At 67.8% G+C, this 11,982-nt stretch carries 15 protein-coding genes; 8 read left to right on the plus strand and 7 right to left on the minus strand.

Features of this window, described 5'->3' with window-relative positions:
* Positions 1-62: 62 nt before the first annotated feature.
* Positions 63-848: an ABC transporter ATP-binding protein gene (locus ACIPV5_RS12090; RefSeq protein ID WP_053096402.1), complete on the minus strand. Its 786-nt coding sequence runs from the start codon at positions 846-848 to the stop codon at positions 63-65.
* 17 nt (positions 849-865) lie between these two features.
* A complete protein-coding gene (gene glgA / locus ACIPV5_RS12095; RefSeq protein WP_400341102.1) occupies positions 866-2,050 on the minus strand; it encodes a glycogen synthase in 1,185 nt (394 codons plus the stop codon).
* Between the two features lie 69 nt (positions 2,051-2,119).
* On the opposite strand from glgA, the gene glgC reads away from it, so the two are divergent.
* The 3 genes from glgC to ACIPV5_RS12110 all read left to right on the plus strand — a co-directional run bounded on the left by glgC (position 2,120) and on the right by ACIPV5_RS12110 (position 4,789).
* A complete protein-coding gene (glgC, locus tag ACIPV5_RS12100) occupies positions 2,120-3,361 on the plus strand; it encodes a glucose-1-phosphate adenylyltransferase (protein WP_053096406.1) in 1,242 nt (413 codons plus the stop codon).
* 61 nt (positions 3,362-3,422) lie between these two features.
* Positions 3,423-4,058 (plus strand): phosphoserine phosphatase SerB, encoded by a 636-nt coding sequence (gene serB / locus ACIPV5_RS12105; RefSeq protein ID WP_400341103.1) that lies wholly within the window; start codon positions 3,423-3,425, stop codon positions 4,056-4,058.
* Positions 4,059-4,090: 32 nt separating this feature from the next.
* Complete coding sequence (locus ACIPV5_RS12110; protein WP_072591371.1) at positions 4,091-4,789, plus strand: alpha/beta fold hydrolase; 699 nt, start codon at positions 4,091-4,093, stop codon at positions 4,787-4,789.
* 21 nt (positions 4,790-4,810) lie between these two features.
* Here the strand turns inward: ACIPV5_RS12110 and ACIPV5_RS12115 are convergent, their stop codons facing one another.
* A complete protein-coding gene (locus tag ACIPV5_RS12115; RefSeq protein WP_400341104.1) occupies positions 4,811-5,518 on the minus strand; it encodes a beta-ketoacyl-ACP reductase in 708 nt (235 codons plus the stop codon).
* Positions 5,519-5,653: 135 nt separating this feature from the next.
* Here ACIPV5_RS12115 and ACIPV5_RS12120 point away from each other — a divergent pair, with 135 nt between their 5' ends.
* From ACIPV5_RS12120 to ACIPV5_RS12135, 4 genes are read left to right on the plus strand one after another with little or no spacing between them, the layout of a single operon-like run.
* Positions 5,654-6,280 carry a DUF4190 domain-containing protein gene (locus ACIPV5_RS12120; protein ID WP_400341105.1) on the plus strand — a complete coding sequence of 209 codons (627 nt, stop codon included), beginning with the start codon at positions 5,654-5,656 and terminating at the stop codon, positions 6,278-6,280.
* Between the two features lie 51 nt (positions 6,281-6,331).
* Positions 6,332-6,688: a DUF3099 domain-containing protein gene (locus tag ACIPV5_RS12125; protein ID WP_072591374.1), complete on the plus strand. Its 357-nt coding sequence runs from the start codon at positions 6,332-6,334 to the stop codon at positions 6,686-6,688.
* Positions 6,685-6,879 (plus strand): hypothetical protein, encoded by a 195-nt coding sequence (locus ACIPV5_RS12130; RefSeq protein WP_187249736.1) that lies wholly within the window; start codon positions 6,685-6,687, stop codon positions 6,877-6,879. Before ACIPV5_RS12125 ends, ACIPV5_RS12130 begins: the two co-directional genes overlap by 4 nt.
* A gap of 8 nt (positions 6,880-6,887) precedes the next feature.
* The gene (locus tag ACIPV5_RS12135; protein ID WP_053096422.1) at positions 6,888-7,688 is read left to right on the plus strand and encodes an SURF1 family protein; all 801 of its coding nucleotides are present in this window, start codon (positions 6,888-6,890) and stop codon (positions 7,686-7,688) included.
* Positions 7,689-7,694: 6 nt separating this feature from the next.
* Here ACIPV5_RS12135 and ACIPV5_RS12140 read toward each other — a convergent pair whose 3' ends face one another.
* The 4 genes from ACIPV5_RS12140 to ACIPV5_RS12155 are packed head-to-tail and all read right to left on the minus strand — an operon-like array spanning position 7,695 to position 11,160.
* Positions 7,695-8,462: a hypothetical protein gene (locus ACIPV5_RS12140; protein ID WP_400341106.1), complete on the minus strand. Its 768-nt coding sequence runs from the start codon at positions 8,460-8,462 to the stop codon at positions 7,695-7,697.
* A gap of 3 nt (positions 8,463-8,465) precedes the next feature.
* A complete protein-coding gene (locus tag ACIPV5_RS12145; RefSeq protein WP_285363216.1) occupies positions 8,466-8,900 on the minus strand; it encodes a cupin domain-containing protein in 435 nt (144 codons plus the stop codon).
* On the minus strand, positions 8,897-9,514 hold the full coding sequence (locus tag ACIPV5_RS12150) for a pyridoxamine 5'-phosphate oxidase family protein (RefSeq protein WP_400341108.1): 618 nt from the start codon (positions 9,512-9,514) through the stop codon (positions 8,897-8,899). The genes ACIPV5_RS12145 and ACIPV5_RS12150 overlap by 4 nt, the downstream gene beginning before the upstream one ends.
* Before the next feature lie 47 nt (positions 9,515-9,561).
* Entirely contained in the window at positions 9,562-11,160 is a 1,599-nt protein-coding gene (locus tag ACIPV5_RS12155; protein ID WP_053096429.1) for an ABC-F family ATP-binding cassette domain-containing protein, read from the minus strand.
* A 197-nt stretch (positions 11,161-11,357) separates the two neighbouring features.
* Here ACIPV5_RS12155 and ACIPV5_RS12160 point away from each other — a divergent pair, with 197 nt between their 5' ends.
* Positions 11,358-11,978 carry a DedA family protein gene (locus ACIPV5_RS12160; protein ID WP_400341109.1) on the plus strand — a complete coding sequence of 207 codons (621 nt, stop codon included), beginning with the start codon at positions 11,358-11,360 and terminating at the stop codon, positions 11,976-11,978.
* Positions 11,979-11,982: the final 4 nt, after the last annotated feature.

Consider the following 11,982-nt stretch of genomic DNA (forward strand, 5'->3'; position numbering starts at 1 on the left):
GCCAGGGACGAGGGAAGTCTGCGGTGCAGAGAGCACCAAGGATTGATTCTATCAGATGCGCATCAGGATGCCGCGCGGGCCGCATATCGACCCTCTTCGCTGCTGAGGACGATCGGCATGCCGAACGTCTCGGTCAGAGCCTCGGCCGTCAGAGTCTCGGCGACGGGCCCGGCGGCGACGATGCGCCCCTCGCGCATCAGCAGCACATGAGTGAATCCGACCGGGATCTCCTCGACGTGGTGCGTGACCATCAGCATCGCCGGCGTCGTCGGCGACGACGCATAGCCGCTCAGGAGTGCAAGGAGCTCCTCGCGAGAGCCGAGGTCGAGAGACGCGGTCGGCTCGTCGAGCAGCAGCAGCTCGGGGTCGGTCATCACGGCGCGGGCGATCTGCACGCGCTTCTGCTCGCCGTCACTCAGCGTGCCGAAGGTCCGGTCGGCGAGGTGGTCGAGTCGCCAGTCGCCGAGGACGCGCAGCGCACGACGTTCGTCGATGTCCTCATAGCTCTCGTTCCATCGCCCGAGCACGGAGTATGCCGCTGTGAGCACCGTGTTCAGAACCGTCTCTTCGCGCGGCACGCGCTTCGCCATCGCGGAGGACGCGAAGCCGATGCGCGGGCGCAGCTCGAACACATCCGTGCGTCCGAGGGTCTCTCCCAGCACCGTGACGGTTCCGGACGTCGGGTGCATCAGCGTGTCAGCCAGCTGGAGCAGCGTCGTCTTGCCTGCGCCGTTGGGTCCGAGGATCACCCACCGCTGATCATCGTCGACCTGCCAGGTCACGTGATCGATGATGTTGCGCCCCTCGCGGCGCACGACGACGTCGGTGAATTCCAGAGCGCTCGACATGCCTCCAGCCTATCGGCTCAGGCGGTCAGCTCCGCGTACAGCGCGCGCGTGGTGTCGGCGATCGCGCCCCAGCTGAACTCGTCGCGAGCCCGCTCCCGGCCGGCCGCGCCGTAGGCACGGGCTCGCTCGGGATCGGACGTCACCTCGGTGAGCACGTCAGCGAGGTCGGCGACGTAGCGCTCCGGATCGACCGGCGTCCCCGTGCCGTCCTGGAGCTGCTCGATCGGCACCAGGCGGCCGGTGACCCCGTCGTCGACGACTTCGGGGATGCCGCCGGTCGCCGTGCCGACGACGGCAGCGCCGCAGGCCATGGCCTCGAGGTTCACGATTCCCAGCGGCTCGTAGACGGACGGGCACACGAATGTCGTCGCCGCGGTGAGGATGGCCGACAGCTCGTCGCGCGGCAGCATCCGATCGATCCAGACGACGCCCTCGCGGGTCTGCTGGAGAAGCCGCACGCCCTCCTGCACCTCCGCCATGATCTCGGGGGTGTCCGGCGCGCCGGCGCAGAGGATGAGCTGGACCTCCGGGGGCAGCAGACGAGCGGCCTGAAGGAGGTACGGCAGGCCCTTCTGCCGGGTGATCCGGCCGACGAACACGACGGACGGCCTGGTCGGATCCATACCGACCGACTCGAGGAACGCCGGGTTCTGCACCGGCCGCCAGCGATCCACGTCGATGCCGTTGTGGATCACGCGCACCCGGGTCGGGTCGACCGACGGGTAGCTCCGCAGGATGTCCTCGCGCATGCCGGCGCTGACAGCGATCACCGCCGCCGCGTTCTCGTACGCGAGCTTCTCGATTCCGCTCGACACCGCGTATCCCCCGCCCAGCTGCTCGGCCTTCCACGGGCGCAGCGGTTCCAGGCTGTGCGCGGTGAGGACGTGCGGGATGCCGTGAAGCTGCGAGGCGATGTGCCCGGCGAAGTTCGCGTACCAGGTGTGACTGTGCACGAGATCGGCGTCCGAGATCGCGGCGACGATCTCGAGGTCCGTCCCGAGCGTCTGCAGCGCGGGGTTCGCGGAGGCCAGTCCCGAGGGTGTCCGATAGGCGAAAGTGCTCGCCTCGTCACGAGGAGCTCCGAAGGCCCTGACGTGTACATCGATATTCTGCCGCAGGGCCGTGACGAGCTCGGCGACGTGCACACCGGCACCTCCGTAGATCTCCGGCGGGTATTCCTTCGTGATCATCTCGACGCGCATGTCTAGACGGTAGTGACTCAGTTGTCCAGATGCTAGTTAGCCGAGCCGAATCGCATCTATGGTTGGTGCATGTCCGCACCAAAGAAGATCTTCGGCATCATCCTCGCCGGCGGCGAGGGAAAGCGTCTCATGCCCCTCACAGCCGATCGGGCCAAACCTGCAGTGCCTTTCGGCGGACAGTACCGATTGATCGATTTCGCGATCTCGAACCTCATCAACTCGGGTCTGCGCCAGATCGTCGTACTCACGCAGTACAAGTCGCACAGCCTCGATCGCCACATCTCGCAGACGTGGCGCATGTCAGCTCTCCTCGACTCGTACGTGACCTCGGTGCCCGCGCAGCAGCGTCTCGGAAAGCGCTGGTTCTCGGGCTCGGCCGATGCGATCCTGCAGAGCCTGAACCTCATCAACGACGAGAAGCCCGACATCGTCGTCGTGATCGGCGCCGACCACGTCTACCGCATGGACTTCCGACAGATGCTCGACGCCCACATCGAGTCCGGCGCGAAGGCCACCGTCGCGGGCATCCGCCAACCGCTCGCCATGGCGTCCCAGTTCGGGGTCATCGACGCCGACACCGAGTCCGGCCGCATCAAGCAGTTCCTCGAGAAGCCGACCGACATCGCCGGCCTCGAGGACTCGCCCCACGAAGTGCTCGCTTCGATGGGCAACTACATCTTCGACGCGGATGCGCTGATCGCCGCGGTCGAGGCAGACGGCGAATCGCCGACCTCCGGGCATGACATGGGCGGCGACATCGTGCCGTATTTCGTCGATCGAGGCGAGGCCGGCTACTACGACATGAAGCGGAACGACGTCCCCGGCTCATCGCCGCGCGACCGCTCGTACTGGCGCGACGTGGGTACGATCGACTCCTTCTTCGACGCGCACATGGACCTGATCTCCACGCTTCCGATCTTCAACCTCTACAACATGGAGTGGCCGATCCACTCGCAGGCCGTGAACTCGCCGCCCGCGAAGTTCGTGCGCGACTCCGTCGGGCGCATCGGCAATGCGATCGACTCGATCGTGTCGCTCGGATCCGTGCTCTCGGGCACTCATCTGGAGCGCAGCGTCGTGGGTCCGTGGACACTCGCCGGAGGAGGATCCACCATCACCGACTCCGTCGTCTTCGACGGTGTGCGGGTGGGAGCGGGATCGAGAGTCCATCGAGCCATCCTCGACAAGAACGTGGTCCTGGCGGACGGTGCGACCGTCGGCGTCGACCGCGAGCGAGATCTGGCTCGCGGGTTCACCGTGACCGAGTCGGGCATCACCGTGGTGGGCAAGGGCCTGTTCATCGAGAGGTGACGGTGTCGCCGCGATACGCGGCTGCACAGCGGGCCGTTCTGCTGTCGATAGGCTCGAAGGCGTGACTGCCGCGCGTTTCCTCGTCGTCCTCGATGCCGATTCCACCCTCATCCGCAACGAGGTGATCGAACTGATCGCCGATGAGGTCGGGCGGGGCCCCGAGGTGCAGGCGGCCACCGAAGCCGCGATGCGCGGCGAGATCGACTTCGCCACCAGCCTGCGCTCCCGCGTCGCTGCGCTCGAAGGCGTACCGGTGTCGGGGTTCGCGCGCGTGCTGGCGCGCATAGAGCCGACCCCTGGGGTGCGCGAGCTCACTGCGGCCGTCCATGAGCGCGGCGGTGTCGTGGGAGTCGTGTCCGGAGGGTTCCACGAGATCCTCGACGACGTCGCCCCCGGGCTCGGCGTCGACCGGTGGCGCGCCAACCGCCTCGAGATCGTGGACGGCGCCCTGGCCGGCCGCGTCGATGGCGAGATCGTGGATGCCGCCGTGAAAGCCGCCTCACTGCAGCAATGGGCCGACGAGCTCGGGGTCCCCTGTCACGCCACCATCGCGATCGGGGACGGAGCCAACGACCTGCAGATGATGGCCGTCGCCGGTCTCGGACTGGCGTTCAATGCGAAGCCTGCCGTCCGCGCGGCGGCGAGTCTCGTGATCGGCCCGCAGGACCTCTCCGAGGTCATCGCGCTGCTGCCCTAGCGGATGTCCGAGGCCCCGTCTAGCGTCGGGGCATGGACATCATCCTCATCCCCGGTCTCTGGCTCGACGCGTCCAGTTGGAGCGAGGTGACCGCCGATCTCGAACGCGCGGGGCACTCGGTGCATCCCCTGACGATGCCCGGCGTCGGTCTCCCCGCCGCCGCTTCCTCCGACATCGGAATCGCCGAGTGGGTCGATGCCGCCGTGGCCGCGGTCGACGACATCGGGGCACCCGTGGCCGTCGTCGGTCACAGCGGCGGCGGCAACGTCGCCTGGGGCGTCGCCGACGCACGGCCCGACCTCGTCTCGCGGGTCGTCTTCGTCGACACGGTGCCGCCGCCCTCCGGGTTCGGCATCAGCGAATTCGAGGTCGCGGACGGCGTCGTCCCCTTCCCGGGGTGGGACTACTTCCCCGCCGAAGACGTCGACGACCTCGACGACTCGACCCGCGCCCGCACCGCTCCGCTCGCTCGGAGCGTTCCCGCGCGGGTGCCCACCGATCCGATCGAGCTGCGCTCGGAGCAGCGCCACGGGGTCCCCGTGACACTGCTGATGGGCGCGATGGATCAGGAGACTCTCGAGTCGGAGCTCGAGCAATGGGGCCCGTACGCGGATGAATTCCGAGCGATCGGCGATGCCGAGGTCATCCGCATCGGCTCAGGTCACTGGCCGCAGTTCTCGGTTCCGGGCCGCTTGGCCGAGCTCATCGACGCGGCGGTCTCCCGTCGGTGACGACAGGGCGTCGGTCTCGGCTCAGTGCCCCATCCCGAGGCCGCCGTCGACGGGGATGACCGCGCCCGAGATGTAGCCGGCGTCGTCGCCCGCGAGCCAGGTGACCACGCCCGCGACCTCGTCAGGTGTGGCGAAGCGTCCGGCGGGAATGTTCGCCTTGTACTGCTTCTGAGTCTCCTCGGGCAGCTCTGCGGTCATGTCGGTCTCGATGAAGCCCGGCGCGACGACGTTCGCGGTGATGCCGCGTCCGCCGAGTTCGCGGGTCAGCGATCGCGCGAAGCCCACGAGTGCACTTTTCGATGCGGAGTAGTTCACCTGCCCCGCCGAGCCGTACAGGCCCACGACGCTCGAGATGAGGACGACGCGTCCGAAACGAGCCCGCAGCATGCCCTTGGACGCGCGCTTGACGACACGGAACGTTCCGCCGAGGTTGGTGGCGACGACGCTGTCGAAATCGTCCTCGCTCATGCGAAGGAGGAGAGTGTCCTTGGTGATCCCCGCGTTGGCGACCACGATCTCCACCGGCCCGAGCTGCTGCTCGACCTCGGTGAATGCCGCGTCGAGAGCCGCGGCGTCCGTGACGTCCGCGCGGACCGTCAACGTGCCGTCGGGGCCTTCCCCGCTCCGCGCCGTCACTGCGACGCGGTATCCGTCACGGACGAACCGCTCTGCGATGGCGCGGCCGATGCCGCGGTTGCCGCCGGTGACGAGGACGACGCGAGAACTCATTTCCACTCCTGATCTGGCCGCTGGGGGTCGGGGCCTGGTCGTCCTCGATCCTACCGAGGATGCCGCCGTCCGACCGGCGACGTTTGACAGACGGACGCCGCGACTGGAACGCTGAACCCGACGAAAGGCGCCACCGTGAGCGACAACAGCATCCCCACCCCTTCGGGCGGACCGCAGCCGACTCCCCCGCCGCCCGCAGCGTCGGCACCACCCGCACAGCCTTACCAGGCACCTTCTCCGGCGGCGCAGCCGCCGTCGTACCCGACTGCCCCTCCGGCGTCGCCCACCCAGGCGTACCCGGGCGCCGCGCCTTCCTTCGCGCCGAGCCAGCCTGTCCACGGCGGCGAATCGATATACCCCTACGGCTCAGCGTCTGCAGCGTCGCCATACCCGACGTCCGCTCCCGGCCAACCCGCCACCGGATACCCGAACTACGCGGCACCGAACTACGCAGCACCGAACTATCCCGCACCTCGCCCGGCGAGCGGACTCGCGGTCACGTCGCTGATCTGCGGAATCGCCGGAGTCGTGCTCTTCTGGGCCGTGGTGCCTCTGCTCGCCTCGATCGTCGCCGTGATCACCGGCCACATGGCGCTCCGGCAGACGAAGGCGAACCCCTCGATCGGCGGACGCGGCATGGCCTTCGCCGGCCTCATCATGGGGTACATCATGGTCGCGGTGCTCGTCATCGGCATCGTCATGACGGTCATCGGGTTCCTGTTCTTCGGCGCCTTCACTCTGCCCTTCCTCTTCTCGACCTGAGCGGCAGACGGGCGCGCCGTGGTGCCCGCACCGGCGTAGGCTGGACTCATCGTGAAGAGCAAGCCACTGGTCCCTGCTGTCACCTCGCTTCCGCAGTCGCCGAAAGACGAGGCGGACCACCGCGTGCGCCGATACGCGCTCACGATGACGATCCGCATCGTCTGCTTCGCGCTCATGATGTTCGTGCAGCCCTACGGCTGGTACACATGGGTCTTCGCGCTCGCGGCCGCGCTCCTTCCCTACATCGCGGTGGTGTTCGCGAACGCAGGAAGCGACAGCACCGAGACGACGGCGGAATCTCCCGTGCAGCAGCTGGAGGCACCTGCCCCGGCCCCGACGCTTCCGGTCGAACAGGATCCGCCGCCTCACGTCATCACCATCCACGAAAGCCGCCAGGATCGCGAGTGAGTGGACTGGAGTGCTCGCGTGCCGGATGCCGGAGCGCGGCGACCACGCAGGTGGTGTGGCGCAATCCGCGTATCCATGCCGCCGACCGTGAGAAGATCTGGCTCGCGTGCGACGAGCATGTCTCGTTCCTCCACGACTACCTGGCGGCCAGAGACTTCCCCGTGACAGTGAGAGATGGTGTGCCCTCGTGAGTGCCCGGATGGGTCGATGGACCGTGTACGTGCTGATCGCGATCGGCTTCGCGGTCGGGTGCGCCTTCCTGTCGAATTGGCAGTTCGAGCGCAACGAGACGCGATCCGAGCAGATCGCTCTCGTCGAGAAGAACTATGACGCGGATCCCGTCCCGCTGTCCGACCTCATCGGCGCCGACGGAGCGCTCGAGCCCGGCGACGTCTGGCATCCCGTCGTCCTGAACGGCGAGTACATCGCCGATGACCAGCTCCTCGTGCGCAATCGCCCCCACGGCGGCACGAGTGCGTTCGAGGTTCTGGTGCCGTTCCGCGATGTCGATGGACGTGTGTTCATCGTCGACCGCGGATGGGTGCCGCCCGGTGACGGTGACTCCCCGGATGCCGTTCCTGCGCCTCCGAGCGGAGAGGTCGAGGTCATCGTGCGTCTGCGTCCCGGAGAGCAGCTGCCGGCCTCGGGACGCGGCGCTCCCGAGGGCCAGGTGCCGACGATCAACCTCCCCTCGATCGCCGAGCTGGTCGACGGAGACGTGATCACGAGCGCGTACGGGCAGATCGTGAGCGAGGAACCGGCGGGCGAAGGCACCCTGGGCCGCTTCGACTCCCCCACCGACGACCCCGGCCCGCATCTGTCGTATGCGATCCAGTGGATCCTGTTCGCGCTGATGGGCTTCGTGTTCATCGGCTACATCATCCGCACCGAGATCGTGAAGCACCGCGAAGAGGTGGAGGGGATGCCGGCACCCGTCAAGAAGTCCCGGCGCCGTGACAGCGATGCCGACGTCGAGGACGAGCTCCTCGACGCTCGCTGAGGCGGGTCAGCCCCAGGCCCGCACGTCCACGACGAGGGCGGACTTGGGGTAGCGGCCCGAGGGCGTCCCGATCTCGAAGAGATCGATCAGGAGCATCAGCGGATAGTCGGGCGACTGCGGGATCCGCCGCAGCACCCTCCCCTCGCAGCCGATCACCGTCTCGCCGTCACCCCAGACGACTGTCCAGGTGTGCTGCTCACTCGCGTCGAACGGGAGCACCACCTCGGCCATGTCGGTCTGCAGACGCGGATCACCGTGCGCCTTGATGCCGGTCCGCGCTCGAGTCGTATTCGAGACCGCATCCGCGTCGATCTCGAAGATGCAGATCTCGCCGGCATCCCTCTCCGAGAGGTGTTCGATCCCGACGAGCCAGGCGGCGAGCATGCATCCTTCGTCGGTGCTCGCGGCGACGGTCACATCGATGCGTCCGCGGGCGGGAGCGAACAGCAAGTGCAGAGGCGTCTCCGTTCGCACCTCCAGACCGTCCGGACGCTGTCGGTGCGTGCCGCGCGCCGACCCGACGGATCCGGAGAACACCGCGGTCTGCACATTCGACACACGGAGCGGGGCATCCTCCTTCCGCCAATCGAGCTGATCGCTGTCGATACGCAGGCGCAGCACCGAGTCGACGATCTCATATCGCGCCGCCGACCTCTCGGGAACCGTCCAATGCGGGAGGTAGTGGGCGACCCATTTCTCGTCGTCGAGCCCCGTCGAGAAGTCGTCGGCGAAGCTCGGGGCCTCTGACGGCGGAGGCGGGAGAACCTCGCTCATCGTTCAGTCGGTCCAGGGCAGCGGCCGGTCAGGCAGGCGCGCACTGTCATCGGGAAGATGCGGCAGCTCCTGGCCTCCGGCCCGGATGCACAGCCAGCGGAGCTCCCCCGCACTGCCAGGGTGAGACCGCCAGGTGCGGGCGACCCCCTGACCGACTCTGATCACGGTGCCGGGGCCGACCTCGACGATCTCGTCGTCGAGACCCATCTGCCCGCGCCCCTCGAGGAAGACGTAGAGCTCCTCGATGCGTGAATGAACGTGCCAGTACCCCGCCTCCTCACCCGGAGCGAGGGCGTTCGCGGTGAGTCCGATGAACTGCATCGTCAGCTCGTGGTCGACGACGCGGCGACCGTCGCGGGAGCGCGCGGCATCGAAGCCGCCGTGGTGCTCACGCCACTCGTCCAGCGCACCGATCTCGATGACCTGGAAGTCGCTCATGCGCGAGCCTCCTCCTCGATGCGGTCAGCGGCGCGACCGGAGAGCGCCCGGCTCCAGCCGTCCGCGGATGCCTCGTACACGAGACGGGTGTGGTTCCGATCGGTCTCCCCCTGCCAGAACTCGATGCGGCTCGGGACGATGCGCCAGAGCACCCAGTCCCCGTCGGCGATGCCGGCCTGTGCGGCCGCCGAGCGAGCAGCGAGGTCGGCGGCGCTCTCCTCGGGCGTCGCCTCCTCCACGCGGCCGCGCACGCGGACTGCACGGACCTGCGGCTGCCACCAGAAGTTCAGGGCCGCTGCCGGCACTGCGCCGAGCTGCGCCCCCTTACGGGACGACCGCGTGCTCGCGAAGGCCCACCCTCGTTCGTCGATCCTCTTCAGGATGAGCGTGCGCGCATCGGGGATCCCGTCCTCGTCGACCGTCGCCAGCGTCACCGTGTGCGGTTCCGCCACCCCGGCTGCGGCGGCGGCGCGCAACCACTCGGCGAACAGGACCGCCGGGTCATCCGGCAGGTCGCGGATGTCCCAGTCCGGAGCGACGCCGGTGAGAGCGTGGCGTCCTCTGAGCCAGTCGTTGAGCGGATCGAGGGGAAGGTCCGAGTCGTCATGGGTCACCCTGTCGACTATGCCACTCCCGTCGGACGTGGCCCACCCCGGACGCGTTAGGCGAGCTCGATGAGGTCCTGGTACTCCTGGCTCCAGAGGTCCTCGACACCGTCGGGAAGGATCAGCACGCGCTCCGGGTTGAGCGACTGCACCGCACCGGGGTCGTGCGAGACGAGGACGACTGCACCCTCGTAGTGCGCGAGAGCGCCGAGGATCTCCTCGCGAGACGCGGGATCGAGGTTGTTGGTGGGCTCATCGAGCAGCAGCAGGTTGGCCGAGGAGACCACGAGGGTTGCCAGCGAGAGACGCGTCTTCTCGCCGCCCGAGAGAACCCCGGCAGGCTTGAGCACATCGTCGCCGGTGAAGAGGAAGGATCCGAGCACCTTGCGCGCTTCCATCTCCGTGATGTGCGGAGCGGCCGAGACCATGTTCTCGAGCACCGAACGGTTCACGTCGAGGTTCTCGTGCTCCTGCGCGTAGTAACCGACCTTGAGTCCGTGGCCCGGCTCGAGCTGACCCGTGTCCGGCTCGTCGACTCCGGCGAGCATCCTCAGCAGCGTGGTCTTGCCCGCACCGTTGAGGCCGAGCACGACGACCTTCGATCCGCGGTCGATCGCGAGGTCGACATCCGTGAAGATCTCGAGCGATCCGTACGACTTCGACAGCCCCGTCGCCATCATCGGGGTCTTGCCGCAGGCGGCGGGCTTGGGGAAGCGGAGCTTCGCCACCCGGTCTTCCTGGCGGACCTCGTCGAGACCCGCGAGGAGCTTCTCGGCACGCGCGATCATCTGGTGAGCGGCAGCGGCCTTCGACGCCTTCGCACCGAAGCGGGCCGCCTGCTGCTGCAGCGTGGTGGCCTTCTTCTCGGCGTTGGCTCGCTCCTTCTTGCGGCGCTCCTCGTCGGCCACCCGCTGGCGCAGGTAGTTCTTCCAGTTCATGTTGTAGGTGTCGATGATCTGGCGGTTCGCGTCGAGGTAGAAGACGCGGTTGACGGTCTCGCCGACGAGCTCGACGTCGTGGCTGATCACGATCAGCCCGCCCTTGTAGTTCTTGAGGAACTCGCGCAGCCACACGACGCTGTCGGCGTCGAGGTGGTTGGTCGGCTCGTCGAGGATCATCGTCTCCGCATCCGAGAACAGGATGCGCGCGAGCTCGATGCGACGACGCTGTCCGCCCGAGAGCGTCGAGAGCGGCTGATCGAGGATGCGGTCGGGCAGCGAGAGGTTGTTGGCGATGGATGCCGCCTCGGCTTCTGCGGCGTATCCGCCCTGTGCCTCGAACTGCTCGGTGAGGCGCGCATAGCGCTTCATCGCCTTCTCGGCCACGGCGGGGTCTTCCGAGCCCATGGCCAGCGAGGCCTCGGTCATGCCGAGATTCAGCTGTCCGAGTCCGCGGGCATCGAGGATCCTCGTGCGCGCCAGATCCTCCGGGTTGCCCGAACGGGGATCCTGGGGAAGGTAGCCGAGCTCTCCGGAGCGCGTCACCGTGCCCCCAGAGGGAAGGACGTCGCCGGCGAGCACCTTGGTGAGCGTGGTCTTGCCTGCACCGTTGCGGCCGACGAGACCGATCTTGTCTCCGTCGCTCACACGGAACGACACGTTCTCCATCAGGAGGCGTGCGCCCACGCGGATCTCGAGTTCGTGCACGGCAAGCACAGGCGGGATGTCCGTTCTTTCAAGGGGGTTCAGGCCGAGGGGCCAAACTCCCAGTATAGATCGCTCGGCTGGGTGTTCAGTCGACGTACGGATCGTGGTGCAGTCGTCGGCCTGTGCACAGATCTACCTCTGCGGGTGGATGCGATCGATACCTCAGGGTGATGCCCTGCGTGCCCTCCGCTTTCTAGCCTGCTGAGGTGGACGTCATCAACGAGCTCATCCTGCAGACCGTCGCCTCCCCCTGGCTGTATGCCGTGCTGCTCGCGGTGACGATCATCGACGGCTTCTTCCCGCCTGTTCCGAGTGAGACCGTGCTCGTGGCGGCAGCCGCCGTGCTGGCATCCTCAGGAGAGCCATGGGCGCTGATCCCGCTCGGGCTCGTCGCCGCCGTCGGCGCGACCATCGGCGACAACATCGCATTCGTGCTCGGTCGTCGACTCGGCACGACCCGCTGGGCGTGGATGCATCGACCGCGGATCGCCTCGGCCTTCGCCCACGCGGAACGCGCCCTCGACCAGCGCAGTGCGGCTCTGATCCTCGGCGCTCGATACATCCCTGTCGGCCGTGTCGCTGTGAACATGTCGGCGGGCGCGCTGCGATTCCCCTGGAGGCGTTTCCTTCCCCTGAGCGTCGTGGCCGGTCTCGGCTGGAGCGCGCTGAGCCTGGCGATCGGGCTGCTCGCCGGATCATGGATCGAAGATCAGCCCCTCGCCAGCGCCGGGATCGGCATCGGGGTCGCTCTCATCATCGGACTGGTCATCGACCGCGTCACCGCTGCCCGGCGTCGACGCGCCCCCGTCCCGCAACTGGCAGGATGACACT

Source organism: Microbacterium sp. NPDC090014 (genome assembly GCF_044748285.1).
Taxonomy (GTDB): domain Bacteria; phylum Actinomycetota; class Actinomycetes; order Actinomycetales; family Microbacteriaceae; genus Microbacterium.